This window comes from Ulvibacter sp. 2210JD10-4, from assembly GCF_058148525.1.
This window is the reverse complement of the sequence record NZ_JBYVJZ010000001.1, coordinates 520,528-546,774: the sequence shown is the minus strand read 5'-3', so window position 1 is coordinate 546,774 and position 26,247 is coordinate 520,528. Positions and strand designations below refer to the sequence as shown.

Sequence of the window (26,247 nt, the reverse complement as noted above, 5' to 3'; positions counted from 1 at the left end):
ATATCTAAACAATAATCTCTTCTGCTAAATTATTATAGGTTTTTTTGTTTTCTAACTAAAAATTAATTCTGTCTTAAAACTTTCAGCCTCTCATTAGCTTGACTATTTGTTGCATCAATTTTTAATGCTTCTTCATAATTTAAAATAGCTTCTTTGGATTTACCAACAGCTTCATAGTTTTGTCCTAAAAGAAGAAAGTTATTTATTCTATAACCTGTATTTTCTTTCAGGTTTAATTTTAAAATTTCAATGGCTTCATTAAACATTTTCTCAGAATTCAGTTCCATTCCTAAGATTAATAATTCTGTTTCAGAAAAAGAGTATTCGTTAAAATGATTTTCTTTTGTATTGTGATACAAATCAATTGCTTTATAAATATCTGAGCTTACAATTTCTTTAAGTAATTTTTTTAGTAATGATTTTTTAGGATATGTAACTTCTCTATCAAATAATATATTGATTATCTGATTAGTAATCTCCATATGTGGCATATCTCTAATATTGCTTAAAAGGATTATACTATATCCCGTTTCTGGTAATCTAACCATTATAGATTTATAGCCGGTTGACATTCCTGCATGCCACTGAACCTGCATATCTTGATTGCTTCCTCTTAGTAGTGTTCTCCACCCATACGCATAGTTTCTATCAACTGGATTAAACAATAGTTGTTTTGAAGCATCAGAAAGAATTGTGTTTCCATTTAAAACCCTATCCCAGGTTAATAAATCTGATGCTGTTGATATAATGCCTCCTGCTGAAAATGTAGTACTTGGATCTCTGTAATTTGCATTATCATAACGAGCTGTACTATAATTATATCTATATGAATTGACTCTTAAAGGTATAATTTCGTTGCTTTTTGGCAACAACGTGCTTGACATTTTACAAGGAGTGAAAATTTTATTAGATAATAAAGTAGTTAAATCATTTCCTCCAACATTTTCTAAAATATAACCTAAAATCAAATATCCTAGACTACTATATCTATGCCTGGACCCAGGTTCAAATTCCAGCTCTACATCTTTAAACATTTCCAAAAGATCTTTTTTAGAGTAAATTAACCGATCTTTATTTCCTAAAAAATCATCCCAAGCATTGTAATGAGGTATACCAGATGTGCTTGAAAGCAAATGATGAATGGTGACACTTTTTAAAATATCACTATTTGGTAATTCAGGAATATATTTAATTATGGGAATATTTAAATCTATCTTACCTTCTTGATTATAGACTAATGCTAAAGCAGCAATAAATTGTTTTGATAAAGATCCAATAACAAATTTACTCTCTAATTTATGAGGGATATTCCATTCTCTATTTGCCAAGCCTATGGCATCTTCATATATTATCTCTTTATCATTTGCAACAATTACAGTACCGCTAAATTGGTTGTATGTATGATACATCTTTAACAGAGAGCTTATCTTTTCTCCTTTAGATTGCGCATATATATTTAAAGAACAGAGGCAAAATACCAGTAAAATTTGAATTCGGATTTTCATAAGCTTTTCTTAATATTATTCATTGTTACAAAAACTTAAACTCTTTGAAACATATGTACTAAAAAAGATGTTTATTTTTCTGATGCTTTTAGTATAATATTCCCAAAAGTTGTGTTAAGCGAAATTTTAGGGCCACCTTTATTTATGATACCTATTATTTTTTCCCCAATAATATTTACATGTTTCCCTGTTATTTTAAATTCTGTTTGTATTTTTTTTGTTCCAGTTTCTAAGTCAATATTTGCAAACGCATCTTTGGGAAGCGTAATGGTAATATCTCCAGAATAACATATAGCTGATATTGGGGATTTTTGTTTAACATTTTCAAAGTAGATTCTAATATTTCCTTTGTTTGCATTTATAATATTTGATCCAGTACAATCTATTAAGGTTATATCCCCTGAATTTAAGGCTTCAGCTTCAATATTTCCATTGAAATTGGTTAGGCTAATATTTTGTAGCCCTAAACTCTTTACTTTAATCTTTTGATTTTTTGGTAAAAAGATCTTTGTATTTCTCCCTCTTTTTCTATAATCTTTAACTATAAGATTATTTCCTTTTTTATAGACATAATAACCTTGGCTATTAATACTTGTATTTTCAGTAAACTTTAGGTCTTCTTCCAATTCATTATAACCAGGGATAATTAAATTATACGATTTGTTAGCCTCTAATATAATTGTTTCATAAGATTCAATTATCACCCATTCATAACCTTCCATAGATTTAACAAGGTCTTCTATAGATTTCTCTGTTTGTGCTACTAAGGAATGGGATAAGAGCATAAATATTATTGTGATTTTGTGAAATTTCATTTTCTATTATATTAATTGCTGTAATATGTCTTTAATATGCTCTTTTACACTTGGGTCTACATTTTCGTTTTCTAAAATATTTTGAATTGGTTTAATTATTCTTTTTTCATTAATATTTACTAGAAGATTAATTATAGTCACTTGAATTCTAGAATCTTCCTCTATGCTTAAGGATTTTATTAATGCTTCTTTTACTAAATCTATAGTTACATGATTTTCTAATCCACGTAATGCTGCAAAACGAACATTTGTGTTTTGATCATAAAATAAACGTTCTATAAGCGCATTTAATATGGTTTTATCGGGGATTGACAGTTCATTTGCATAATTTATTCCTTCAATTCTATTATGTGGTGAACTACTGCTTATTAAAGACAACATTGCAATTTTTTTTGTTTTAAGGTTCTCTGTTTCAATTTCAACCATATCATTTGAAAAATTAATACTATTGTGATATCTTCCAAAAGTATAAGCCCCAACTAGCAATATTATACTAGCAGCTATTTTTATGGTATTTGGAATATTTTTAATTGTCTTTGATTTAGTATGTAATTCCTTTTTCAAAACTTTCTCAAAATCATTTCTACTAGTATCTGATAATTTTTTATAATCAAAATCATTTCTATTTTCATTTATAATATCTTCCAATTTCATAATGTTACGTCTGCTTTAATTATTTTCTGCAATTGTTCTTTCCCTCTTGCATATTGATTTCTAACCGTACTTTCATTTATGTTCAAAAAATCTGCAATTTCTTTATGTGTATAATTTTCAATTAAATATAACGTCAATACTATTCGATATTTTTCTTTGAGCTTATCTAAATACTTAATAATTTCTATTGCTGTTATAGGTTTACTTACTTCTATGCTAGCTGGTTCAACTTGCTCTTCTCTAAAACTATTATCAACGTCATCTATTCTAATAATTCTATTCTCTCTTTTAATAATATCTAAGGATCGATTAATTACAATACGCTTTAACCAAGCTCCTAAGTTTTTATCTCCTTTTAGCTGGTCAATATTTTTAAAGCCCTTTATAAATGTATCATGAACTGCATCTTGAGCATTATAATCATCCTTTAAAATTCTCCAACTAGTATTATATAACATATCCTTATATTGCTCATAAACTTGCATTTGAGCTATATAGCTGTTTTGTTGACATCCTATAATTAAATCTATTTCTTGCAAAAAAATGATGTTCGTATTAACCTCTATAACTATAACTTAGAGAATGTTAATTTGTCTCAAAAAAAATCTTTTTTATTAAATATAAATAAAGTAACTAATTAATGCGACAATAACTCTCAGTCTAAGTTATAATAGTGTAAGCATTATTAAATAACTACAAAATATAACATCAATGAAAAAAGTATTTATCATTATTATCGCATTATTTTCTGCAGTTACTTCTCACGCTCAGTTGAAAACAATAGAAGACGCTGCAATAGAAAAAACTATTTTAAACTACATAGAAAATTTCTTTGAAAACAACTTTGATATAATGAATGAATCATTACATCCAAGACTTGCTAAAAGAGGATTAAATCCAGATGGTACGTTAAGTGATGATTTTCCTCCTGAGAAATTAAAAAAACTTATGCTAACGAAACAAAAATTTGAAGTAGAACATCAATATAATGTTGTAGAAAATATTACTGTCTATGGTAATATGGCCAGTGCAAGCCTGAGGACTGGATATCCAAAAGTTAGATGGACCGAATATATTCATCTTTTAAAACAAGAAGGGAATTGGAAAATTATTAATGTGTTTTGGGAGTTCAAAGAAAGAGAAGACAAAAAACATTAATGTCAATAGATACAATTTTGCTTTAGGAAAAACGGTTTCTATTAATGCTATTATTTTTTTGGCAAGCTGTTTAAATCAATATCTTTTTCTAAACTAATTGAAATATGTCATCCTTTAATTGATTTTACTTCTCTAGCATTAGAATAATAAATCAAAACTTGTTTGTATCCTTTTAAATTTGATTATTTTTGCAATTCTAATTTCGGGATGTGGCGCAGTCCGGTTAGCGTACACGGCTGGGGGCCGTGTGGTCGCAGGTTCAAATCCTGTCATCCCGACGAACCACTATATAGTGGATATCAAAGCACTGTTAATCTTATGATTATCAGTGCTTTTCATTTTTTCTGTAATCATACGATATCAAATAATACCATCTTTTAGGTGTGCAATCAGGTGTGCAATCCGGTATGGTGTTTGTTGTACTTTTAAGTAGCAATGAGGCGATCTAAATGTAGTCTTTACAAGTATTCATTGTTTAACAAAAAAGACGTACAACATGCGGACAGACAGTACATTAGCGGTAATCTTCTTTACCCGAAAAAAACGGAACGATCCTAAAAAACTGGATATCTATATCCGGATCACGGCCGACCAACAACGAGCGGAAATTAGTCTAAAACGGGATATTCCGGTGTGCAATTGGGATGTTTTAAGGGGAAGGGCCAAAGGAAACACTCCCGGCATCGAAAGACTCAATAGTTATCTGGAACAAGTTTACGGGGGGATATTCAACTCCTACAAGCAATTGCACTTGGAACGTAAGATGATTACCGCCAACGCCATCAAACTACGTTATCTGGGCGAGGACGAACAGCATAAGACCCTTATGGAACTGGTAGCCTATCATAATACCAATATGCATACTACCTTAAAGCAGGGAACGATGAAAAACTATTATTCCACAGAAAACTACCTGAAACAGTTTTTAAAAGATAAAAAGAAAGTGAACGATATTTTCCTAAAGCAATTGAACTATAGATTTATTGTAGATTATGAACAATACATCAGAACCTACAGACCCAAGAAGGCCAGAAGAACCTGTTCCAACAACGGGACGATGAAACATTTGGAACGGTTGATGAAAATGACCAATCTAGCCGTAAAATTGGAATGGTTGGACAAAGACCCCTTTCGGAACTATAAACTCAATTTTGTAAAAAACGAACGAAATTATCTAACACAAAGGGAATTGGATCTGATTACCGATACCACCTTTACAAGCGAAACCTACGAACGGGTAAAGGACGTATTTCTTTTTAGCTGTTATACAGGACTATCCTATATCGATGTAAAAGAATTGGTGCCTACCCAATTGTTGATCGGTATAGATGGCAACCATTGGCTCCATACCAAAAGGGAAAAGACCAATGAAACGGTAAAAATACCTTTGCTTCCGAAAGCAAAAGAGATCGTGGAGAAGTACGGACAAGAAAGTAAAGTTTCCGAAAAACTACTTCCGGTGCTCAGCAACCAAAAGACCAATAAATACCTAAAGGAAATAATAAAGGTTTGCGGTATCCATAAACATATTACATTTCATTCCGCAAGGCACACCTTTGCCACTACAGTAACCCTATCCAATGGGGTGCCTATAGAAACGGTATCCAAACTATTGGGACATACCAAATTGTCCACCACCCAGATCTATGCAAGGGTACTGCAAAAGAAAGTAGGGGAGGACATGAACCTTTTAATAGACCATTACCAGCAAAGGGAACAAGAGTCGAGCGGAGCAGAGCAAAGTTCGCTCCCCAAATCATACCATAGCTGACCTTGCACATGGTTCCTGTCCGGTTTTTGTAGTGTTCCGGTAGATAAACGTCAAGCAAAAATCGGATAGGGTGCAATACTTATGTTTTGTGAATTTGCATCCCTTTTTTAGGTTTACAAATTTTAGTAGCGTAGCGGATAAGATTTGTAAAGCAAGAGGGTAGCGCGCCAAGGCGACGCTACGTATTAAATTATCGGATTAAAATATTGATAATCAATATGTTACGAACATATCAAGAATAACGATGATCGCCCAAATTGTAACAATCGATCTCACAACCCCTGTAAACAGGGACTTAAATTGTAACAATCAGGCAACAAAAGAGGACAAAATGGACGGATTTGGAACCATACGGCTACACCGAAGAACCATAAAAAGGTATAGGAGGTTTTCAAGGAAAATCACCGGATCCTATTCCGAGACTATGGAAACCATCATGGATTTTTTTGAATGGCACGGCATTTCCCCCTTTAGCCGGTTTGCGTCCCAAATAGGAAAAGAGGAAGAAAAGACCCGTAAGCGTATCGATGCCGTAATTGCCATTATCAAGGACATAGAGAAGAACCAGACAAAACCTACCACCGCAATGTTGCTATCCCTTTTTGGGGAGAAGTTGGAAGAAGAGCAAGAACCCCTACGGATCGAAAAGAAGTTTGTAAAGCTTACCAAAGAAGAATGGAACGAGAAGGAGAATACCGTTCCCAAGGGCGAATACAATAAATTGAGGCAGAGGCATCTTAGTAATCTTAAAAAATTTCGGGAAACCTTGGAGAGGATCGAAAGAGTGGAACCGAGGTTTGGAAAGCCCTACTATAAAATTGAAATAAACGCAACCGGACTGGCTTCGCTTAAAAGGAAACTTGATGATCGATAATAAAATGTCCGCCTCGCAAAAAGAAAGGATAAAGAACTGGTAAGGATTTGGGCTTGCAGCACGAAACTTTCGTTTCGCTCGCTTTTTCATATCCGTGTTGGTTCGGATAACGGACAAAGGAATTTTTTTCCTTGCAACCATCGGGAGCAAAACAAGATGTCTTTGTGGCAACAAAGACACATCTTGAATTATCTGCTAGCGGAACCTAATAAACAGGCAGATTATTCCTTAAAAGATGTCAAAGTCAATACTATTAAGTAAAGCTTTTTATCTTTTATTGGACTTATTCCACGTTTCAATTTCTTCAAAAAAATTAAAAAGGGAAATTGACCTTGATTCACATATCTTATAAATAGTAGGCAGAGAAATTTGGTAATCTTTACCATTAATTATATCTCTCAAAGTACTCTCTTCTATATTGTGGTTAATGGCAAATTTTCTTTTTGAGAGACTGGATTCTTCCCAAAGATAAGTTATGTAGTCATATATGGCTTTGTTGTAATTCATCACCGAACAAAAAACCGCAATGAAATGGAAAAAAGTGCGGTTTGTAGCTCGCACTTTGAAATTTTTCATATATTTGTAACCGATAATATATATTTGCAATTCTTCGTATAGAAAGTATTGAAGCAATTGCTTTGAATCTCGCATTAGAAAACTGGTAATTTTCAAAACCACGAGAGGATAAGTAGATTGGCTCACGACCTAGGCGTGGGCTCTCTTATTCGTGGTGGGTATACCAGTACCTCTAATGCGGTAAGTTGAGTTACACGCCTACCTGTATCCGTACATTAGGTATACTCTGCTTACAATACCGCCCCACTTTGAGGGGACGGAAGGGCATGCCATATAAATACCGGACGAACCCAAACTTTAATAGCTATGCAAGGTCAAAACGAACATCCTGTAACGCCGGAGGCGGTAATGCTGCAAATAAACGTGCTTTCCGGCATCATGGAAAAAATAGAAAGGCCATCGGACATCTGTCTGAACCGTCTTGAACTATTCCTTAAGGAACACGGGGAGGAAAAAACAAAAAAGCTGTTCAAAAAAATCTGGGGAATCGGGGAATTTCCGTTCGATATCGGTGCCGCCGATTTTCTTTTGCTCCTGTCCAATATAGGCAGATCGGCCAAATAACGATTAAAAAAAAGAGACATGAAAGAAACAAATTTTAGCGGGGAAACCAAGAAAAAAACAGATACCATGTTAGCCAAAACACTTAATGATATAGAATTGATCTACAAAACGGTACAAAAACTACCCTGTTCGGAAAGGCGCGATATACTATTGCTTATGCTGGCCGTACTTACCAACAACGTAACGGAAAACCATGGACACGCCAAGGATCCCGTTAAATAGATTTGATAGTACTTATCCATGACCGGATGTTGAACAAGGAGCAAACGGAATATCTGTCCGAATCGATCACCGATACCTATGGTTCCCCGGAGGAACTGGCACGACATTTGGATCTGGGCATCGAGATGTTGTTCTATATAGAGGAACATACTTTCTCCAGAAAGGATATACAGGACGTTGTTTTTTCCATAAGGGTAATTACCGATACCTTAAGGAAAGGGAAATAAAATTCAAACCTCTACTATTTTTAACTTATACACTTTGCGGGACAGTGTCCCTCATTTATGGGAGACCCGTCCACTCGATTAGCTGGCGTTTTTGATTAGTTAAATAATTCTATATTTTTTTCATCAGCCCATTCTTTCAAGCTAGAGTATATCTCAGTCTCTTTGAAATAATCATATTCATATGACAAGATTAAACTATCCTCAACACTATTATTATTAACCAACATTTTATTTCTGCTTTTCAACGCTTTTTTCATTAATAAATACAATAAATTAGATAAATCGTGACCGTTTACAAGCTGATTTAAATCAAAATCATCACCTTTAATTTCATTGTATGTCATCACAATGTTATTTTTATTCTTCATTGAAGAGCTTTTTTGTCTAGAATAATTCATGATTGTATCTATCAATTTATCGTCTCCTAAAAATTTTAATGTTTTATCACAAGTGAAATTTGCATATTTTATAGTATTTCCTTCGACGCTTTTTGGTTTGAATACTAATCCCAAGTCGTGAATTTTATTTGCTAATTTCAAATAACCTATTTCCTTTCCGATATTCATTAGGGAATCTCGAATTGTAGTATTATTATCTTTTTCGAATTTTTTGATTTTCGAATTACTACAAAAAATTCTTATTACATTTTCTAAAGCCCTTGTTTTGATAATCATAACTTCAATATCGTGATCATCAGTTATAAATAAGCCGTCAATTTCTATTTGAGTGTCTAATATTTTATTAAAATCAGAATCAATAATTCCGATTCTTCTATCAAAACCCCTTTCTTCTAAAATTGATAAAATAGACTTAACTTTTTCATTTCCAAAAGCTGGTTTGATTCTAAAATTCTGATTATTGACAAACTTCCCATACAATTTCACATCTTTATTGCCTTCTACTAACAAATAGTGTCCTTTGAAATTTTTGTCTTGCATAATGGCATTAGCAGTTCTTTCAGGTGTAATGTGCTCTTCCATTATTCTAAACCTTTTAATTCCACTTTTAAATCCCAGTTATTTGAAATAATATCAGGGGAATGTGTAGCAATAAGGACGTCAAGATTATTTAATTTAGTAATTTCCTTTAAATCTTGAATGAAAGAATTTTGCCAAGATATATGAAGAGAAACTTCAGGTTCATCTATTAAGATTAGCGAATCTTTTTTAGTTTTAAATAATAAAGAGTAGAAAAGAACTAATTCATTTTGTTCACCAGACGATAATTGATTTACATTAATAGTTTGGAAATTATTATCGTTATCTATTATTATTGTTGATTTGAATAGAAACCCTTCTTCTTTGTCTATTATTAATTTTTTATGCTTAAATCGTTTATTAATAATATCTAAAAGAATTTCTATTTTTTTTGAAACTGTATCAAATATTTTTATTTTTTCAAAGCTATCCTCAACGTACAACATTAATACGTCAATAATTTCATTTCCAGGGTTTTCTATATCTAAAAGGTTTGAATCCTTTTCAATCTCAATTAAGCCTGCAACATCAAGAGTTTCTCTTTTTTCCTCCAACCTCTTCAATTCTTCATTTAAAAACTCCTTTGAAATATTTGTTGAATTTTTAAGACGATCAATTAATCTATTTGGATAAGTTCTATCTAACTTGGAAGATAGTTCCGTAGATTCAGTAAGATAGTTCTTAATGATTCTGCTTAATTCTTTAGCATATTTTTCTACAGTCTTTTCTTGATTTTTTTCTTCGCGTTTTTCTGTAGAAATTAATCTTTGAGTCTCAATCAGACTAACATTAATTTTTTCGTATTTATCAAGAAACCATTTTGGTTTTTCTTCATCATTATAGTTTAATTCTAATTGGTGTCTATCTCCATACTTATATATTAACTCTTCAATATGAACTCTTTCTCCTGTTCTTCTGTCTTCCCAATATTTTGGATGTACTCTTCTTAAATAAGGAGAATTTCTACTTATCCTTCGGGCTAACATCTCTAAATGGTCTTTGCCGAATTCAAATAATTTAATCGGATTAAATTCTGTACCATTCTTATTTATTTGAGTAAGGCTTAACATTGGAAGCTCCTCATTTTTGTCCTCTTTAGTAAGTACCCAAGTGATTTTATCTTCAAATTCAAATATCATTTCATCGAATGTTACATTCGTGAAATAGAGATAATGACCTTTAAAAAATGCTTCAATCATTTCAAGCATAACGGTTTTTCCTAATCCATTTTCTCCAATAATTATAGTTATTCCAATGTCATTATTTATTTTAATTGAGTGTTGAAATACACCGAAAAGGTTGTTGACACCAATTTTATTTATTTTCATTTGTTCATTTGTTTAAATGACAGCTAACGGTTCTCGGCTATAAAACAGTGCCTGTTTTTCGGCTGCTCACCTTTAAATATCGTTCAATTTTTTAAACTTGACGATATTTTGCTGGAATTATCTTTTCAGGCATTTTTTATTTTAAAGTTAAAAATCATCAAATGAGGTTTTATTCTATCTAAACTTGTACTGCTAACATGGGTGTATATCATGGTCGTTTTAGGGCTATTATGCCCCAAAAGTTCCTGTATATATCCAATATCGGTTCCGTTTTCATTATAAGGGCTTGAATTACTTTATCGGTGCTATATTGAAACATTTATTATCCAATCTAACCGATCATTTGAATTCAAAGTGAGACAAAATTCGTATATTTACTTTGAAAGAATATCATTTATTTCATCTTACTTGCATTTTGAGTGCAAAGAGGTGTGCAAATTTGAAATAACAGTGTAAAACACTGATATATAACTTCTTACGGTGACAAGGTTCTTCCTGTCATCCCGACTTAACCAAAAAGTGATTTGCATTGCAAATCACTTTTTGATTTTAGATAAAATAACCCCTATAAATACTCCTATTGTTAAAATCGTAATTATTTTTTGTATAAGTATAATTTGATTTAAATTTGGGGTCTCCCCAGAATTTTTTACAGAATATTAGATTTGCTTGCCGTGAAGAAAGACATTCTATACCTACTTATACAGTTCCTGCTTTTTGCGATGTTTTTTATAGCCTGGGAAGATAAGATTGACCTTATACTTTCTCAATGGATACGTTATATATTATTAGGTTTGGTAGTAATAGGATTCCTTATAATTCTTTTAGGCATTTTAAATATTAATGAAAATATTGCTCCTTTTTCTAACCCAAAACAGAAAGCTGGTTTAATTTCCAATGGTATATATGGATATGTGCGCCATCCTATTTATCTGGGGATTATTATAGCAATGTTTTCGTACTCTTTTTACATATTATCTATTATAAAACTTTTAATTTCAATTGTATTAGTAGTCGCATTGTATTTTAAAACCAATTATGAAGAAAAGTTTTTGATAAAGAATTTTTCAGACTACAAAAACTACAAAGAAACTACAGGCCGCTTTTTTCCAAAAAAGTACAATCGCAAATCTTAATAAACAAATAAATATTCTTAATAACTTTTAGTGTAAGTTTCTTACTAAAGTTACTACTTTTACATTCTGAAAATATTTTGAAGAAAATTATTATGTCTAATACTATTGAAAGAATAAAATGCCTAATTATTGGTTCGGGCCCAGCAGGGTATACAGCAGCTATTTATGCTGCAAGAGCAGATCTAAAACCTGTGATGTATACTGGAATGGAGCCTGGCGGACAATTAACAACTACAACAGAAGTCGATAATTTCCCTGGGTATCCTGAGGGAGTTGACGGCCCAACTATGATGGTTCAACTTCAACAACAAGCCGAACGGTTTGGTACGGAAGTACGTATTGGGATGGTGACAGCCGTAGATTTTAGTAATGAAAGAGGAGGAATCCATAAAATTACTGTAGATAACACTACCCAAATCGAAGCTGAAACCGTTATTATCTCTACTGGTGCTACAGCTAAATATTTAGGTTTGCCAAGTGAGCAGCGCTTACGAGGTGGTGGTGTATCTGCTTGCGCGGTATGCGATGGTTTTTTCTATAAAGGACAGGATGTCGCTATAGTTGGAGGTGGTGATACTGCAGCCGAGGAGGCTACTTATCTTGCCAATATTTGTAATAAAGTAACAATGTTAGTAAGAAAGGACCACATGAAAGCATCTAAAGCAATGCAACACAGGGTTACATCTACTGAAAACATAGACCTTCGGTATAATACCGAGATCGATGAAGTTTTAGGTGATATGGTGGTTGAAGGGCTCAGGATGAAAAATAATATTACAGGAGAAAAAGAAGAAATTGCCATTACCGGATTGTTTATAGCTATTGGTCACAAACCAAACACAGATATCTTCAAAGGACAACTGGAAATGGACGATACGGGGTATTTAATTACCGAAGGCAAGAGTACAAAGACTAACAAACCAGGAGTTTTCGCGAGTGGAGATGTACAGGATAAAGAATATCGCCAAGCAGTAACAGCCGCCGGTACAGGTTGTATGGCAGCTTTAGATGCTGAAAGATACTTGGCTACTGTTGAGTCTGAAATAACAGCTTAATACAACGATATTCCAATATAAAAATCCGAAGTTTGAAGCTTCGGATTTTTTATTATTCTTTACTGAAAGTTAAAAATTGCATGTGATCATTTCCATTGTTTTGGTTGAAAAGTTCAGTTTTAGTAGGACTAACCAAAGTGATCTGCCAATTATCTGAAAGCTCACGGAAAAAGCTTGCCTCCGAAAAAATCAATACAAGTTCTTCGTTATGTTCAATAGAATCCTTACCCGAAGAATTTACAATACCGTCTTTATAGGCCCAGGTCCCGGATTCATTAATACCATTGCCGGAAACAGTAATAGTCCCATTATGACCAAAATTGAAAGTAAAACCTGAATAGGTATTGGTTCTGTCTGCACTATCTTTAAAAAAGTAAGAAGTTTTCCAGCTTCCTTTTGGTAGGTCTGTTAAAATATTTGCATTAGGGCTAGCTGAATTAGTATTCGTGTCAAAAGAATTACAGGCAATTAAAAATAGCACAGTAAGTACTATCAGTGCATTTTTCATTGAGGAGTTTTTGTTTATTAGTAACGTGTTAAAAGAAACTATATTTTTTACTTATTCAGATTTATAACTAAAATTTTAGAGAATCAATTGGCGGTAAGTGTTTATTTTTAGAAATTGAAAAGTCTACGATATTCAGTATCAAGAAATTTGTAAAAAAAGTAACCCTTTTTAATGACTTGGCAGCCTATGGTCGTAGCTTAGTACCTTTGAAATTTTCCATTCGCCGTCTATTAAAAGCCATAAATGTGTAAATTTTGCAATACTTCCAGTATTTTCAGGTTTCCCTTTTGGTTTTTCAAAAAACTGATGCACTCCGTTTTGAACAGCTCCGTATAGTTTTCCGTTGTTGTAAAGAGGAAATACTTTCAGGCTCCCATCTATCAATACTCTTCTGGAAACAAATTCATCAGATTTACATAGACCGTTCTTCATAACGTCTATAAATTGGTCTTTAGAATTTGTTATACCGGATATATCATGATAGAACTCAAGATCATCTGCCAGTAACACTTCAAGTGGGGACAGATCACAAGTATTAAAGCTTACTTTAAAAAGCAAACTGTCTTTTGCTTTAAGAGTTTTATATAATTCCGAATCTTCAGCTACTTGTGCAAATAATGCACAGCAAAAGAATAGGAATAACAGTGTTATCTTTTTCATAATCTTAAATGATTGGTTAGTATAAAAAAACTCCAAAGCCATGGAAAAACTTTGGAGTTTTAAGGGTTGGCTATGCAAATAAATGATGATTACATTTTGCGTACACTTCCTGATCGGCTTCCGTTATTGGTAACCGCTGCAGGATCCCCATAGTAGTTTATATCGCCACCACTAGATGCGCTGGCTTTAAGACTCTCTTTTACATTTACGGTAACATCGGCACCGCTGGAAGCTTCAGCATTACATGTTATTACCGTAAGATTTTTTGCATTAAGATCACTTCCGCTGGAAGCATCCGCTATTAATTTTGATGCTTTTCCGGAGACTTTAATATCGGCACCACTACTGGTTTCTACATACACTTCTTTGGCTAAAACTTCTACTTCTAAATCGGCACCACTACTTGCGTCCAGTGTAATTGTTTCATTTTTTACTACAGAGTTTGCTATAACATCTGCGCCACTGCTTGCAGCAATACTGTTCAAGCTTACGTAGGTAACATGTACTTTTCTGGCTTTGCATCTTCCTATGCTTTTGTTATTTGAAGTGCCAATAGTTAGTCTGCCATTGACTATTTCGGTTTCAATGATATCCATCAGGTTTTCATCTGCTTCTACAACTACCTTTTCTTCAGTTCCCTGGGTTAAAAACACATCGATACCTGCGCTTCCTTTTACCTGGTCGAAACCGTTTGATACATATCTTTCTTCAGTTACTACATTTCCGTTTCCATCAACCTGACCAAAGTTAATATCAAAATGGCAGGATGTGATTGTAGTAGCTACGACTAATGCAATTAAAACTTTGATTGATTTCATTTTAATAGTTTTTATAGATTATTTTTTATTTTTAAAGTATCTTCTTTTTCCGCTTCATTGACAATTTTATTACCGTTTTCATCAATAATAATGACATCATCATTGATTTCGTCTGTGAATTCTTTTTTCAATTCCTCTTCCCAGTTGTCACTTTCGCTATTGGAGTTTGACTCCCACGATTCACTTTTTTCATACGGACAATCCAGGCATTCGGTTTTATTTTCAAGAATTCTAAGGTAATGAGACTCGTCTCCATTATCCAATATGTCTCTGTAATGAGAATAGCTTCTGTGAAATGAATAAGTGTTCTCTTCAGCATATAGAATAGTCCCTACTGGAAGATACACTACAATTTCTACTTCCTGGTTTCTGTATTTGTTTTCCATTTCTGTTAAAAAATAACCATCAAGCAAGAGGGCGTTCCTGTCTATTGAAAAATTATAATCAATAGCCTCAGCGCGTTTTTTTGCCTCCAAAAGGCTTTTCCCTTCGGCAGTTTTTTCAACAACTATTTTCCCAACAGAGTCGCGTGTGGAACGTACAATTAAACGGATATCATTGGAATAGATAATTTTCTCGTCATTTTCATCATACTTAATCTCTACGCCACCATTTCTTCTTACATTATATTCATATTGATCATTGGCAACCATAGCGATACGCAGAGTATCTCCAACTCTTACTGGAAGAGCAGTTTCCTGGACCTCTTCACCGTTATAAGCCTGTTCTGTGGCTTGTCTTAGTCCCAAGATGCCCAAGCCTACAATAGATAAGAACCATAGGACCAGTAAAGTTATCTTAGCGGGAGTTCCAATAGATTTTAGGTTATCTATTAACAATTTTAAACCTAAGATGAAAAGAACAAAAAATGGAATTCCTACTGCAAATAAAGTTAGTAATGAAACAAGCCAAAGAGGAGCATTACTTGTATCTACCAATGAGATATAATCCATTACTTCTCCCGTACCCCAGAGGTCTATCGAACCAAAAGTAAATAGTCCTACTACCAGTCCTATTAAGGTTGAAAGTGATACAATAATTAAAATGATCCCAAAGAATTTCACAAATATTTTAAGGATAGTAAGAATAATACTTCCAATAGTGTCAAAAAAACCCGAAGTTCCTTTTTTTACCTTTTTTCCGTACTTGTCATAGTCAACATTTTTTACTTTCTCTGTGGCATTTTCAAGTTGTTCTTTCAGTTTTTTTTCGATATTAGATATATTGACAGCTTCACCGGACATTTTTAGTTTGTCTGATGTACTTTCAGCTGCCGGTACCAAAATCCAAAAGATGATGTAAAATACTATAAAGATACCACTTGAAAATACGGTGAGTAAAATCCAAAGCAAACGAACCCATATAGCGTCAAGACCCAGATAATGTCCTAATCCCGAAGATACACCGGCAATGAATTTATTATCTATATCTCTAAAAAGTTGTTTGTGTGAAGATGTTCTGGCTTTTGGCCTGAGAGGAGCATCTTCAAAGATCTCTTCATCTACCATATAATCTTCAGGTTGTCCCATTACTGTAATGACCTCATCTACTTCCTTCAATGTTACCACATGCGAACTACTTTCAATTTTTTCAGTGAAAAGTTCAGCAACGCGAGCTTCAATATCTCGCAATATCTCATCACTTCCTTGAGGATCAGATAGGGATTTTTTTATCGCTTCAAAATAGCGTTGTAATTTTCCAAAAGCATTTTCATCTATGTGGAAAAATGTGCCTGCTAAATTTATATTTACTGTCTTGTTCATTTTTTAGTTTTTTCGCTAGTTACTTTATTAACGGCCCGTTGCAGTTCGCTCCAGGTAGTGTTTAATTCTTTTAAAAATATTTTACCGGTTTCGGTAAGATCATAATACTTACGTGGTGGTCCACTGGTTGATTCTTCCCAGCGATAAGTTAGTAACCCCGCATTCTTAAGCCTGGTTAACAACGGATAGATTGTTCCTTCCACTACAAGCATTTTTGCGTCTTTTAAGGTATCCAGAATATCACTTGTATATGCTTCACCATCCTTTAGAATGGAAAGGATACAATATTCCAGAACCCCTTTTCGCATTTGCGCTTTTGTGTTTTCGATTTTCATTTGGTTCTTTTTACTTTTTGTGAAATAACTGTTCGTTTTTGATGATGTAATAAGAGTCAAAAGTTTGTAAACTATCCTCCTTACAGTGGTGGATCTCTATTTTTGAAATATCTTTTGATTTATTCTCGATATTTCCTCCGGATAGTGTATTCATTACTACCGCCAATAAGATACTAACTAGTGTGCTCATCTTCTGATTGATTTTGAATGGTTGTTTTTATAAAAGGGATACTCAAAGGGTAATTGTATAATTCTCCTTTTGCCGCCCTTACGGTTGCTGATACAACAGCATAGAGTTCTAATACAAATATTCCGAATAGCAAGAGTGCAGCTAAGCAAAATAGTACTACATACCCACTAAGGTTCTTAATTTCTGAATATCTAATATTATGTGTGGTATGTTCAATAGCATCTACAAGAGATACAAAGTCTGCAGCGAATATGATAAAAAAGGGCAAACAGATCAACCCTACAATTAAAGTATATAATAGTATACTTAACTGAAAATTAATCGCCTGCTTACCATGGTCATCAATAAATTCCTTTTCCTTATTAAGGGTCCATAATAGTAGTGGAGCAAAAAAGTTTGCAAAAGGAAAGAAATACTTTAAAAATGTAGAAAGGTGAATGAAAGCACCTAAGTTTTTTTGATTTTCTGATACGGTAGTGTCCATTGTTTATTAATTTCTTATGCAAATATATGTCTAAAAGAAGGTATTATGTTACGCATAGTACTAAAATTTAACAATATTTTAACATTTTAAATCTATAAAATAATTGTAATATCTTAGCCTAAAATCTTTAAAATGCTATTAAAACCAAGGCAAATCAATATGTTTCTGTTCTTTAAGTTGCCTTCCGCATATTTTTGCGGTGTACGGTTAAAATCTATTAATGAAAAGAGTTGTGTAACAACCGTAAAGCACCGGTGGATCAATCAAAACCCATTTAGATCTATGTTTTGGGCAGTACAAGGGATGGCTGCAGAGTTAAGTACGGGAGCCATTGTAATGTCCTATATCAAGGAAAGTCATCAAAACATTTCGATGCTGGTTGCAAACAATAAAGGGGCTTTTTTAAAGAAAGCAAAGGGGAGGATCACATTTACCTGTAATGATGGAGAACTAATCAAAAATGCTATTGGTAAAACAATTTCTACAGGAGAAGGATATACCTGTTGGATGAAAGCAGAAGGGAAAGATACTAATGGTGATATTGTTTCCAGATTTGAATTTGAATGGACAGTTAAGTTAAAAAGTAATGCCTCTTCACAGAAATGAATAAAATTTTTAAAAATACATTGTAACAAAATCTACGATTCATTAACTCATTAATTGAACTTAAAAAATTTAATATGAAAGCACATGAAATAGACTATACGATCTACGGAGAAGAAATGCAATATGTTGAAGTAGAGTTGGACCCCGATGAAGGCGTTGTTGCCGAAGCCGGAAGCTTTATGATGATGGACGATGGGATTAAAATGGAAACTATTTTTGGCGACGGTTCTGCAAAGGATACGGGAGTAGTGGGTAAGATATTTGGCGCAGGAAAGCGTTTGCTGACAGGAGAGAGCTTATTTATGACTGCCTTTTATAATACAGTACCTGGAAAAAGAAGAGTAAGTTTTGCTTCTCCTTATCCCGGAAAGATAATTGCTGTTGACCTGGAAAAGTTCAATGGAAAATTTATCTGCCAGAAAGATGCGTTCCTTTGTGCTGCTAAAGGGGTTTCCATTGGCATTGAATTCTCACGCAAATTGGGACGTGGTTTATTTGGAGGCGAAGGTTTTATCATGCAAAAGCTGGAAGGCTACGGAATGGCATTTGTACATGCCGGAGGAACCACAGCAGTTAAAGAACTGGCCCCCGGAGAAAAATTGAAAATTGATACAGGCTGTATTATTGGTTTTGACCATACCGTGAATTATGATATAGAATTTGTGGGAGGGATCAAAAATACCCTATTTGGAGGTGAAGGACTGTTTTTTGCAACACTTACGGGGCCGGGAACTGTATATGTTCAATCATTACCCTTTAGCAGATTAGCAAAACGGGTTTGGGCTTCTGCACCAAAAGGAGGAGGAAAAGATAAAGGAGAAGGCAGTATTTTAGGTGGTTTGGGAGATTTACTGGACGGAGATAACAGATTTTAACACAATATTTTTATTAACAAAGAAATTTTCAATCGTTTTTTTTGTTATATTTAGAACAGTTTAATATAAAATTTTCTGCCTATTGTTTAAAATTACCTAACTAACATTTAATTCAGTTGAACTATGGCTAGAGCAATGTTTGATTACACCAAAGCTGTACTTGCAAAGGTTAGCTTTGATGTAAATTTGTTCTGTAAAGAGTTGAAAAAGGCAATGAAACGATTGCTTCCCTATGAAATAGAGGAGCTCAAAATCTGGATCGATGCTCTTATTAAGCAGAACCCACAATTAAATCAATGTTTAATTTATTTAAATCCATAACAAAAACCCGCAAAAGCGGGTTTTTTAATTAGCTCCCTATATTATTTTACAATTGATTAACTAAAGGATTTTCTAGTTTACTACCGCAGGAGTAAATAACTTTCCTGATCAAAACCTTTACTATTTTAAATTTCTCATATTTTGATTATTTTTTTAATTAAAGCACCTTTATTTGTCCTAACCTTTATAAAATATACCCCATTTTGCAATTTAGAGAGATTTAATAGATTGTTTTCTATTAAAATATGAACTTCTATCTTTTCCCCGTTTATGGTATAAACTTCTATGGCTTCTATTGGATAATCATTCCCGACAATATGTATGTAATTTTCTACAGGGTTGGGATAAAACACAAAGCTGTCCATCACTAAGTCTTCAGTGCCTAAAAAACAATCTTCAGTAAATGTAACAGGATGTTCTGTATACCATTCTGAATATGGATATTCATTATTATTAGCAGCTACAGCATCATCTACCTGGATGCATTGTAATGTTGGACTATTATATACATGAATATCTAAAATCTCATTATTTTCATTTTTTAAATTAACAGACTCCAAACTGGTTGTTTGGCATTGTAACCATTCTAAGTGCCTATTTTGGGAAAGATCAAGTTGTGTAATGGTTGTTAAATCCATAAAAAGTGCTCTTAGTTGCACATTATTACTCAGGTCTATTTCTGTAAGCAAAGGATTGGAGGGATCCTCTATAAGTTCATCAAATTGAATTCCCAAATAAACTATTTCTAAGTTTGGGTTGTGACTAAGGTCTAGAGTAGATAAATTACAGCTTGGAACATATAATTTTTCAAGCAAAGGGTTGTGGCTTACATCTAAGTTACTCAAATTAAAATTAAGACCAACATCAAGAATTTTAAGGTTAGGGTTTTGTGATACATCTATAACACTTAAATTGTTAAATGGTGGTGTGTCAAAAGAAGGATTGCCTACATATAATTCTTCTAAATTAGGGCTATTAGTAACATCTAAACTTGTTAATGAATTTTGTTGTAAGTTTAAATATCTCAGGTTGGGACTGTTAGAGATGTCTATTTCATTAAGCAGATCTCCCCAGACTATATATACCTCTATAAGACTGGTATTATTGCTTAAATCTAATAAACCTTGGTGATAGCGAGCATAAAAAGTAAAATGCGTGAGGTTTGCAAAATCCTCTATCCCAATAAGGGTTTTTACACTATAGGTTGCGCTTATCTCTAGGTGTGTTACATTCTCTACATCACTGGTAAGTATTTGTCCGTTAATAATTCCATCACTATCTATTCCAAAATCAATTAATGCTTCTTCAAAATCAGAGTCAGGGATAAGTGTAATTTGACCTGTAATAGTTGTAAAAAAGAATAGAAAAAAAAGGGATACCGTATTTTTAAGTATTTGTTTCATTGATATTTATTATACATACAAGTCCTCTGAGTATTCTTTCAAAGGACTTGTGTTAATTTATAGGCTATTCATTTTCTTTAATTATAATGGTTTCTTGTATAGAACCATCATCATAATTTTTCTCTATTTTATAGAGACCTTGCTGCAAATCATTAATTAAATTCTGATTATTAATCGTAGTAGAGTCTTGAGGAGTTATAGTAACATTGGTGTTAAAAACCCCATCTTCAAATTTTGTTATCGTTCCTCCATTTGGGGCTCTGTTCCAATTATTATAACATTTTCTTGGTTGGGGTAGAAAAATTGGGTCATCGTGCACTATTCGGATAGCCGCATGATTGGGATGGACAATACTGGAGTAATCTTCCTCTTCTTTATCTATATCAAGAAGGATATTTGTTGTATAATTAAAACTAGTATCGCCATAATCACTTGGTGCTGGGCAATAACAATCGCACTCAACAAATTCATAATCAAAACCGGGTTGAAATAATGGAATGTGATTTGATTGAGTAGGGCCTGCATAATAATATTCTCCTTTATAAGGTTCATAAAGGGAGGCTACTGTTGTTTCTGCCTGAGCATAGACTCCATTTTGGTCTATCTGTATAGTCTCTCGCATTCGTATTTTTTGGCCTATGGTAAATTTATTACCACAATCACCCGTACCATATGCCATCCACGTAATGTCGCTTTCTTCTATTTCATATTCATTACCTTGGCAATCATAAAAACCTGGCAAAAATGTACAACTGGATAAATCAATATTTTGATCATTCCCAGAAAATACAAACCCTGGTTGTGCAGCAGTATCCAAGGTACAATCTCCATTGGTTAGGGCATTAAAATTAGGATCTCCTGGGTTTCTAATAACATGCTCACAATCATCAGGATCATTGTAATCTAGATAAGTATGGCGTAAATAGAACGTATGCCCCATTTCATGGATTAATGTTTTAGTAGAACTTTGATAAAAATTTGGGCCATTTCTAACACCAAAATACGTGCTATAACCTACTGGAGCTTGCCCACCGCCACCCGCAAGAGTTTTGGGTAAGTATACATTATAAGAATTAGGTTCTACATATCCATTCTGAGTAGCATAATTATAAATCCCTGTAATTAATTGGTCTTCGTACATAATATCAGAGTTAAAATCTTCATTGTTGAAGCCTCTGTATTTAAAGAACACATTGAACTTATTATATTCAATATTAAGCTGTGCCACCGCCCATAAGAAATCATCTTCAACCATAACGTTATGTGTAGAGCCATCAGATCTGTTAATAGCCCAGAAGTATATATTGAACACTACTGGCTCAAACGTATCAAGGTAGGCTTGATCAATGGAACCACTATGTAGATTGTCACAATGAGGTATTGCTGGGTTCCTGACAGGTTGACAATCCTGCTCCTCCAGAGTTAGGGGTTGTCCTGTTTGAGCTTGAGAATAGGTAAAACCTAAAAACAATAAAAAAATGAGTGAATAGTTTAGTTTCATAATTTTCTAAATTGGTTTGTTAGTACATACTTCTTGTTTAAAGTCTTTGTTCTGCTGATTCAGACTAATAATTTGCATATTCAATTTTTAACATAATCTGTGGGGAGTATTATGAGATAATTGAAATCGAAACTAAAATAATTCTTAAGGATTTTATAGAATATGGTAGGGTAGTACATTTCAACATTTTTTTCGATGAAATGCTTGCTTTTTTAACAAATTAACCATAATTAGCTATGAATTTTTCATCACAGCATTTACATTTAGAGAAGTTGGTTTTTGTTATTTGGTAGGACTTACATTTTTTACATCCTGAAAAGCAATGGCCCTTTTTATTACTCCGGGAATTACATTGTACAGAGCGTTTGCTCTTATTAAACAGAACCCCCAATTAAATCAATGTTTAATTTATTTAAATCCATAACAAAAAACCCGCGAAAGCGGGTTTTTTAATTATTACCTTTTTTTAAAACACAAAGTTGCTTTTACCTTAAAAATATAGCCTCATTAATGCATTTAGAGTTATCCCCAGAGCGTTTTGGACAAATTCTTCGGAAGCTCCTCCTTCGTTAATTCTGTAATAATTACTTATTTCATTTTCCTGATCGGTAATATTCAAGACAGAAATACCAACATTGGCATCTAGTCCTCCCAATTCAAATTCATATAGTGTAGAAGCATCTATTCTAAAATAATCCTCTAATACAGAAGAGTTTGCAGAGTTATAGTTTATCTCGTTATTTACAATTTCATTGTTCTCAACAGGCATTGTCGTGGGTTTGCCGGTACGCCAGTTAAAACCCGAAGAAAACTTAAATCCTTTGTAACGATAGGTGGCACCAAAGGTAACGGTTTGAGTAATGTCCAAATTACTTGGAAAATTCTGTTCGGGTAGATCTTCAAAAGTATATTGATTATCCATAAAAGAGTAACTTAACCATACATTGAAGTTCGTAAACCTTTTTCTAAGGAGAAAGTCTGCACCAAATACCCGATATTCACCATCTGTTTTAATAAATTCATACTGGTTTTGAAAACCCTGACTTTGTGTTGTAATTCCATCCACATTTTTATAATATCCTTCTGCACTTAGTAACAACCCCTTTTGATTGTAGTTGAAAGCAATAGAGGCTTGTTTGCTAGTTATAACAGGAATATCTTCATCATTGGAAAGCTGCCACCGCCTTTTTTCCACTCCCAAAAAGTCATTCTGAAAGTTAATCACCTGTGAGGTGATCTGATGTTTGAATTCTCCGGAAAGTTCTATACTAAAATGTTCAAAAAATCGATGATGCAGGCTCAGACGTGGTTCAAATACACTTTTCTTGAATTTATCCAGATAATTGTATCGAAATCCGGCATTTAGCGATGTATTTTTATCTACTGACCGATAATCAATTTGAGTAAAACCACTATGAGATCTCACCACTTCAGAGATCAAAGTTCGGATAAGCGGAACATCAATATCATCCAGGTTTGTTACTTCAGTTTCAAGAAATTGATATCCAAGATGATAAAGAAACAAGTTATTTATCTTGTAACTTGACTTTACTTTGGCCCCGGTTTCAGAAACAATATTTTCTTGTAAAAATCGCTGTGATTGAAGTAAGTTAGCATTGATAGCCTTGAGCTTATAATCGGTTTCATATAGCTGAAGCGTTGTTTGGAATTTTTCAGTCCAGTTTCTTTGATAAAAGATACCCCCCGCAATACTATTCTGACTTACACTGCTTTCCCGAGATGTTTCTTCATTATTAACAAAGGCATTTTCATTGAAGACCAGTTTGTTATTAATATTAATGAAATTAAGCCGGATAAAATCTTTTTCACTGGGACGATATAACCATCGCAGTGAAGTATCATAGAAATCAAATTCCTGATCTGTGTTGGCAATAGCCATTTCATTGTTCACCAGTTCGGTATCCTGGGCAATTCTACTAAAGTATGCATCATATGTAGGTGTCACAAACAGGCCATTAAGCGATTTACGGGCAGCAACTTCAACAGAAGATTTTTTTCCTATTGGAGTATCCAGAAAGGCACCTGCATCTATAAGATTAACACTTACATTCCCATTAAACATGGAGCTTATACTTTCGTCCGTATGCATAGCGATTGTTCCGGAAACACCATCTGAATAATCGGCACTGGTGCCATTTTTCTTTAGAGAGACCTTATTGGTGATCTGTGGATTAAAAACTGAAATAAGTCCAAAGAAATGTCCGGATTGATACATTTTAATATCGTCCCAAAGGATTAGGTTTTGATCATGGGTTCCACCACGAATATTAATATTGGACACTGTTTCATTAACGCTTTGAATACCTGGAAATGCCTGCACGGTATGCAATACATCTGTATCAATAAGCCCGGGGAGAATATTGAATTTCTCAAAATCAACTTCAAGTTCTCCGGTATTGAGTTTATTAATTCCTTCTACTAAATAATTGGAAAGGATAACCTGAGACAACGTCTCTTCTTGGATGATCATATAAATTGGAATGCAAGTGCTTGTATTAAAGAATTTAAAGGGTCTGGTAAGGGTTCTGTATCCCAAAAACCGGATGACTATAATTTCGTCCTCAGTTGTTGCCGGAATTTCAAAATAACCGTTCTCATCACTTATTGTTGATTTTCCTGCTCCTTGAATAGTAGCAGATATAAGAGGCTGTTGTGTGTCCTTGTCTTTGAGGTACCCACAAAGTAATAGTTCATTTTTCTTTTTGATGGAAATAAAATTGTTATCCAAAAAATTAAAAATCAATTTCGTTTTATCCTGCAAATAATCAATTACTTCCTCAATAGACAAAGAATCATCTGGTGGAACTATATCTATATTAGAGATTGTTTCTTCTAAATAGTTGAATTTGTAGTTGTGTTTTTGTTCCAGAGTAGATAATATCTCATACAGTGATTTTTCTTCATTTAAATCCTGCGCCCAAAGGGTGCCAAAGCTCCATGAGAATAATAGTATAAATAGTATGTGGCTTGCCTTAATCCCCACGGTCCTCTAAACGCACTTGATTCGATTCTATTTCATAAGTCAATTCTAAGGGTTCTGAAATCGAATTCAGGGCGTTTTCGAGATTGTCCTGAACAAATCCTCCGGTAAACAAACGATTTGTTTTCTCACCATCGTACAGGACTTTGATATTATATTGACGCTCTAGTTCCTTCAATACCGCTACAAAAGGAACCGATTTAAAGGTGCTCATATTTAAAGTCCATTGAGGTGTAGTATAGGAAGTGTTACTGAAAGAGAGGATACCATCGTATAGTCTAAAGGTATCTCCGGCCAACAATTCCTTAATGGTATCATTAGTGCTAACCCGAACAATTCCTTCATAACACATTACTTCGAAATAATTTTTTCGTTGCTGAACGTTGAATTGTGTGCCAAGCACAGAAACTGTTCCTTGAGAAGTAATAACATCAAAAATTTGGCCTTTAGCTACTTTAAAGAAAGCCTCTCCCTCTAAATGTACTTCACGGTTTTCATTCCATTCACCTTCACTATAACTAATTTTAGAAAGTGCATTTAAGGTAACACTTGAAGCGTCAGGAAGTTCTATGGTGGTTTTCTCAGAGACAAGAGTCTCTATATGGGTAAGTGAGTTGAAAAAGAACAAAAAGTAAATTCCTATACCAATAATAAAGACACCTGCAATGCGCATTAAGGGGTATACCCAGTTTAATCTTTTAACTGGAGTCTTGTCATCCAAACGTTCTTCCAATGCTTTAAAATCATCTGCCTTAGAAAAATGAGATGCCTTAAAATAATGTGCATCTTCAATAATCCTTATATGTAAATCATGGTCTTCCAATGACTCAAATGCTTTTTGTTCATTTTCAGTTAAATCATTGGCCAGCCATTTTTGTATCAAGTAATCTTTGTCCATAAGTATCTTCTTATGTATATAA

At 33.6% G+C, this 26,247-nt stretch carries 28 protein-coding genes, 1 tRNA gene and 1 pseudogene; 12 read left to right on the top strand and 18 right to left on the bottom strand.

The annotated features are described in order from the left end of the window. Positions 1-62 precede the first annotated feature (62 nt). The 4 genes from ACY2RT_RS02750 to ACY2RT_RS02735 form a co-directional block, all read right to left on the bottom strand. The gene (locus ACY2RT_RS02750; RefSeq protein ID WP_490154339.1) at positions 63-1,505 is read right to left on the bottom strand and encodes a serine hydrolase domain-containing protein; all 1,443 of its coding nucleotides are present in this window, start codon (positions 1,503-1,505) and stop codon (positions 63-65) included. Between the two features lie 71 nt (positions 1,506-1,576). After that, complete coding sequence (locus tag ACY2RT_RS02745) at positions 1,577-2,320, bottom strand: DUF4097 family beta strand repeat-containing protein (protein ID WP_490154338.1); 744 nt, start codon at positions 2,318-2,320, stop codon at positions 1,577-1,579. 6 nt (positions 2,321-2,326) lie between these two features. Next, positions 2,327-2,968 (bottom strand): HEAT repeat domain-containing protein, encoded by a 642-nt coding sequence (locus ACY2RT_RS02740; RefSeq protein WP_490154337.1) that lies wholly within the window; start codon positions 2,966-2,968, stop codon positions 2,327-2,329. A gap of 2 nt (positions 2,969-2,970) precedes the next feature. Beyond that, positions 2,971-3,513, bottom strand: coding sequence for an RNA polymerase sigma factor (locus ACY2RT_RS02735; protein ID WP_490154336.1), 543 nt, complete (start codon positions 3,511-3,513; stop codon positions 2,971-2,973). Between the two features lie 172 nt (positions 3,514-3,685). Here ACY2RT_RS02735 and ACY2RT_RS02730 point away from each other — a divergent pair, with 172 nt between their 5' ends. The 7 genes from ACY2RT_RS02730 (at position 3,686) to ACY2RT_RS02700 (ending at position 8,366) form a co-directional block, all read left to right on the top strand. Continuing rightward, positions 3,686-4,132: a nuclear transport factor 2 family protein gene (locus ACY2RT_RS02730; RefSeq protein ID WP_490154335.1), complete on the top strand. Its 447-nt coding sequence runs from the start codon at positions 3,686-3,688 to the stop codon at positions 4,130-4,132. Positions 4,133-4,335: 203 nt separating this feature from the next. Beyond that, positions 4,336-4,410: transfer RNA gene (locus ACY2RT_RS02725), tRNA-Pro, on the top strand. A gap of 218 nt (positions 4,411-4,628) precedes the next feature. After that, the gene (locus tag ACY2RT_RS02720; protein ID WP_490154334.1) at positions 4,629-5,903 is read left to right on the top strand and encodes a site-specific integrase; all 1,275 of its coding nucleotides are present in this window, start codon (positions 4,629-4,631) and stop codon (positions 5,901-5,903) included. A gap of 244 nt (positions 5,904-6,147) precedes the next feature. Then, positions 6,148-6,777, top strand: a complete 630-nt coding sequence (locus ACY2RT_RS02715; protein WP_490154333.1) for a BfmA/BtgA family mobilization protein — start codon at positions 6,148-6,150, stop codon at positions 6,775-6,777. An 882-nt stretch (positions 6,778-7,659) separates the two neighbouring features. Next, on the top strand, positions 7,660-7,917 hold the full coding sequence (locus ACY2RT_RS02710) for a hypothetical protein (protein WP_490154332.1): 258 nt from the start codon (positions 7,660-7,662) through the stop codon (positions 7,915-7,917). Positions 7,918-7,935: 18 nt separating this feature from the next. Beyond that, a complete protein-coding gene (locus ACY2RT_RS02705) occupies positions 7,936-8,139 on the top strand; it encodes a hypothetical protein (RefSeq protein ID WP_490154331.1) in 204 nt (67 codons plus the stop codon). Positions 8,140-8,141: 2 nt separating this feature from the next. Beyond that, a complete protein-coding gene (locus ACY2RT_RS02700; protein ID WP_490154330.1) occupies positions 8,142-8,366 on the top strand; it encodes a hypothetical protein in 225 nt (74 codons plus the stop codon). A 95-nt stretch (positions 8,367-8,461) separates the two neighbouring features. Here the strand turns inward: ACY2RT_RS02700 and ACY2RT_RS02695 are convergent, their stop codons facing one another. From ACY2RT_RS02695 to ACY2RT_RS02685, 3 genes and pseudogenes are all read right to left on the bottom strand, one after another. Next, positions 8,462-9,346, bottom strand: a complete 885-nt coding sequence (locus ACY2RT_RS02695; RefSeq protein WP_490154329.1) for a hypothetical protein — start codon at positions 9,344-9,346, stop codon at positions 8,462-8,464. Further along, positions 9,346-10,671, bottom strand: a complete 1,326-nt coding sequence (locus tag ACY2RT_RS02690) for an AAA family ATPase (RefSeq protein WP_490154328.1) — start codon at positions 10,669-10,671, stop codon at positions 9,346-9,348. Before ACY2RT_RS02690 ends, ACY2RT_RS02695 begins: the two co-directional genes overlap by 1 nt. Before the next feature lie 125 nt (positions 10,672-10,796). After that, a pseudogene (locus ACY2RT_RS02685) lies at positions 10,797-10,949 on the bottom strand (tyrosine-type recombinase/integrase); the annotation flags it as partial. A gap of 396 nt (positions 10,950-11,345) precedes the next feature. On the opposite strand from ACY2RT_RS02685, the gene ACY2RT_RS02680 reads away from it, so the two are divergent. Both ACY2RT_RS02680 and trxB read left to right on the top strand, forming a co-directional pair. Further along, positions 11,346-11,807, top strand: coding sequence for a methyltransferase family protein (locus ACY2RT_RS02680; protein WP_490154327.1), 462 nt, complete (start codon positions 11,346-11,348; stop codon positions 11,805-11,807). A 92-nt stretch (positions 11,808-11,899) separates the two neighbouring features. Then, entirely contained in the window at positions 11,900-12,862 is a 963-nt protein-coding gene (gene trxB / locus ACY2RT_RS02675; protein WP_490154927.1) for a thioredoxin-disulfide reductase, read from the top strand. 52 nt (positions 12,863-12,914) lie between these two features. Here trxB and ACY2RT_RS02670 read toward each other — a convergent pair whose 3' ends face one another. From ACY2RT_RS02670 to ACY2RT_RS02640, 7 genes are all read right to left on the bottom strand, one after another. Then, positions 12,915-13,370, bottom strand: coding sequence for a hypothetical protein (locus ACY2RT_RS02670; RefSeq protein ID WP_490154326.1), 456 nt, complete (start codon positions 13,368-13,370; stop codon positions 12,915-12,917). A 168-nt stretch (positions 13,371-13,538) separates the two neighbouring features. Continuing rightward, positions 13,539-14,030, bottom strand: coding sequence for a nuclear transport factor 2 family protein (locus ACY2RT_RS02665; RefSeq protein WP_490154325.1), 492 nt, complete (start codon positions 14,028-14,030; stop codon positions 13,539-13,541). A gap of 89 nt (positions 14,031-14,119) precedes the next feature. Continuing rightward, positions 14,120-14,848, bottom strand: coding sequence for a head GIN domain-containing protein (locus ACY2RT_RS02660; RefSeq protein WP_490154324.1), 729 nt, complete (start codon positions 14,846-14,848; stop codon positions 14,120-14,122). A gap of 11 nt (positions 14,849-14,859) precedes the next feature. After that, positions 14,860-16,611: a PspC domain-containing protein gene (locus ACY2RT_RS02655; RefSeq protein ID WP_490154323.1), complete on the bottom strand. Its 1,752-nt coding sequence runs from the start codon at positions 16,609-16,611 to the stop codon at positions 14,860-14,862. Next, a complete protein-coding gene (locus tag ACY2RT_RS02650; RefSeq protein WP_490154322.1) occupies positions 16,608-16,946 on the bottom strand; it encodes a PadR family transcriptional regulator in 339 nt (112 codons plus the stop codon). Before ACY2RT_RS02650 ends, ACY2RT_RS02655 begins: the two co-directional genes overlap by 4 nt. Positions 16,947-16,956: 10 nt before the next feature. Next, on the bottom strand, positions 16,957-17,136 hold the full coding sequence (locus ACY2RT_RS02645) for a hypothetical protein (RefSeq protein ID WP_490154321.1): 180 nt from the start codon (positions 17,134-17,136) through the stop codon (positions 16,957-16,959). Continuing rightward, on the bottom strand, positions 17,120-17,620 hold the full coding sequence (locus ACY2RT_RS02640; RefSeq protein WP_490154320.1) for a DUF4870 domain-containing protein: 501 nt from the start codon (positions 17,618-17,620) through the stop codon (positions 17,120-17,122). The genes ACY2RT_RS02645 and ACY2RT_RS02640 overlap by 17 nt, the downstream gene beginning before the upstream one ends. Before the next feature lie 132 nt (positions 17,621-17,752). Between ACY2RT_RS02640 and ACY2RT_RS02635 the strand changes: the two genes are divergently transcribed. The 3 genes from ACY2RT_RS02635 (at position 17,753) to ACY2RT_RS02625 (ending at position 19,422) form a co-directional block, all read left to right on the top strand. Continuing rightward, a complete protein-coding gene (locus ACY2RT_RS02635) occupies positions 17,753-18,226 on the top strand; it encodes a DUF4442 domain-containing protein (protein WP_490154319.1) in 474 nt (157 codons plus the stop codon). A gap of 74 nt (positions 18,227-18,300) precedes the next feature. Beyond that, positions 18,301-19,101 (top strand): TIGR00266 family protein, encoded by an 801-nt coding sequence (locus ACY2RT_RS02630; protein WP_490154318.1) that lies wholly within the window; start codon positions 18,301-18,303, stop codon positions 19,099-19,101. A 123-nt stretch (positions 19,102-19,224) separates the two neighbouring features. Then, positions 19,225-19,422 carry a hypothetical protein gene (locus tag ACY2RT_RS02625; RefSeq protein ID WP_490154317.1) on the top strand — a complete coding sequence of 66 codons (198 nt, stop codon included), beginning with the start codon at positions 19,225-19,227 and terminating at the stop codon, positions 19,420-19,422. A gap of 134 nt (positions 19,423-19,556) precedes the next feature. Here ACY2RT_RS02625 and ACY2RT_RS02620 read toward each other — a convergent pair whose 3' ends face one another. The 4 genes from ACY2RT_RS02620 to ACY2RT_RS02605 form a co-directional block, all read right to left on the bottom strand. Continuing rightward, entirely contained in the window at positions 19,557-20,825 is a 1,269-nt protein-coding gene (locus ACY2RT_RS02620) for a T9SS type A sorting domain-containing protein (protein WP_490154316.1), read from the bottom strand. A gap of 64 nt (positions 20,826-20,889) precedes the next feature. Further along, on the bottom strand, positions 20,890-22,326 hold the full coding sequence (locus tag ACY2RT_RS02615; protein WP_490154315.1) for a zinc metalloprotease: 1,437 nt from the start codon (positions 22,324-22,326) through the stop codon (positions 20,890-20,892). Positions 22,327-22,816: 490 nt separating this feature from the next. Further along, entirely contained in the window at positions 22,817-25,330 is a 2,514-nt protein-coding gene (locus tag ACY2RT_RS02610) for a TonB-dependent receptor (RefSeq protein WP_490154314.1), read from the bottom strand. Continuing rightward, a complete protein-coding gene (locus tag ACY2RT_RS02605; RefSeq protein ID WP_490154313.1) occupies positions 25,320-26,225 on the bottom strand; it encodes a FecR family protein in 906 nt (301 codons plus the stop codon). The genes ACY2RT_RS02610 and ACY2RT_RS02605 overlap by 11 nt, the downstream gene beginning before the upstream one ends. Positions 26,226-26,247 lie beyond the last annotated feature (22 nt).

Excerpts from the sequence above, each read along its gene's own strand:
- ACY2RT_RS02750 (WP_490154339.1), bottom strand. The coding sequence starts at position 1,505 with ATGAAAATCCGAATTCAAATTTTACTGGTATTTTGCCTCTGTTCTTTA.
- ACY2RT_RS02745 (WP_490154338.1), bottom strand. The coding sequence starts at position 2,320 with ATGAAATTTCACAAAATCACAATAATATTTATGCTCTTATCCCATTCC.
- ACY2RT_RS02730 (WP_490154335.1), top strand. The coding sequence starts at position 3,686 with ATGAAAAAAGTATTTATCATTATTATCGCATTATTTTCTGCAGTTACT.
- ACY2RT_RS02720 (WP_490154334.1), top strand. The coding sequence starts at position 4,629 with ATGCGGACAGACAGTACATTAGCGGTAATCTTCTTTACCCGAAAAAAA.
- ACY2RT_RS02715 (WP_490154333.1), top strand. The coding sequence starts at position 6,148 with ATGATCGCCCAAATTGTAACAATCGATCTCACAACCCCTGTAAACAGG.
- ACY2RT_RS02710 (WP_490154332.1), top strand. The coding sequence starts at position 7,660 with ATGCAAGGTCAAAACGAACATCCTGTAACGCCGGAGGCGGTAATGCTG.
- ACY2RT_RS02705 (WP_490154331.1), top strand. The coding sequence starts at position 7,936 with ATGAAAGAAACAAATTTTAGCGGGGAAACCAAGAAAAAAACAGATACC.
- ACY2RT_RS02695 (WP_490154329.1), bottom strand. The coding sequence starts at position 9,346 with ATGGAAGAGCACATTACACCTGAAAGAACTGCTAATGCCATTATGCAA.
- ACY2RT_RS02690 (WP_490154328.1), bottom strand. The coding sequence starts at position 10,671 with ATGAAAATAAATAAAATTGGTGTCAACAACCTTTTCGGTGTATTTCAA.
- trxB (WP_490154927.1), top strand. The coding sequence starts at position 11,900 with ATGTCTAATACTATTGAAAGAATAAAATGCCTAATTATTGGTTCGGGC.
- ACY2RT_RS02670 (WP_490154326.1), bottom strand. The coding sequence starts at position 13,370 with ATGAAAAATGCACTGATAGTACTTACTGTGCTATTTTTAATTGCCTGT.
- ACY2RT_RS02665 (WP_490154325.1), bottom strand. The coding sequence starts at position 14,030 with ATGAAAAAGATAACACTGTTATTCCTATTCTTTTGCTGTGCATTATTT.
- ACY2RT_RS02660 (WP_490154324.1), bottom strand. The coding sequence starts at position 14,848 with ATGAAATCAATCAAAGTTTTAATTGCATTAGTCGTAGCTACTACAATC.
- ACY2RT_RS02655 (WP_490154323.1), bottom strand. The coding sequence starts at position 16,611 with ATGAACAAGACAGTAAATATAAATTTAGCAGGCACATTTTTCCACATA.
- ACY2RT_RS02650 (WP_490154322.1), bottom strand. The coding sequence starts at position 16,946 with ATGAAAATCGAAAACACAAAAGCGCAAATGCGAAAAGGGGTTCTGGAA.
- ACY2RT_RS02645 (WP_490154321.1), bottom strand. The coding sequence starts at position 17,136 with ATGAGCACACTAGTTAGTATCTTATTGGCGGTAGTAATGAATACACTA.
- ACY2RT_RS02640 (WP_490154320.1), bottom strand. The coding sequence starts at position 17,620 with ATGGACACTACCGTATCAGAAAATCAAAAAAACTTAGGTGCTTTCATT.
- ACY2RT_RS02635 (WP_490154319.1), top strand. The coding sequence starts at position 17,753 with ATGCTATTAAAACCAAGGCAAATCAATATGTTTCTGTTCTTTAAGTTG.
- ACY2RT_RS02630 (WP_490154318.1), top strand. The coding sequence starts at position 18,301 with ATGAAAGCACATGAAATAGACTATACGATCTACGGAGAAGAAATGCAA.
- ACY2RT_RS02625 (WP_490154317.1), top strand. The coding sequence starts at position 19,225 with ATGGCTAGAGCAATGTTTGATTACACCAAAGCTGTACTTGCAAAGGTT.
- ACY2RT_RS02620 (WP_490154316.1), bottom strand. The coding sequence starts at position 20,825 with ATGAAACAAATACTTAAAAATACGGTATCCCTTTTTTTTCTATTCTTT.
- ACY2RT_RS02615 (WP_490154315.1), bottom strand. The coding sequence starts at position 22,326 with ATGAAACTAAACTATTCACTCATTTTTTTATTGTTTTTAGGTTTTACC.
- ACY2RT_RS02605 (WP_490154313.1), bottom strand. The coding sequence starts at position 26,225 with ATGGACAAAGATTACTTGATACAAAAATGGCTGGCCAATGATTTAACT.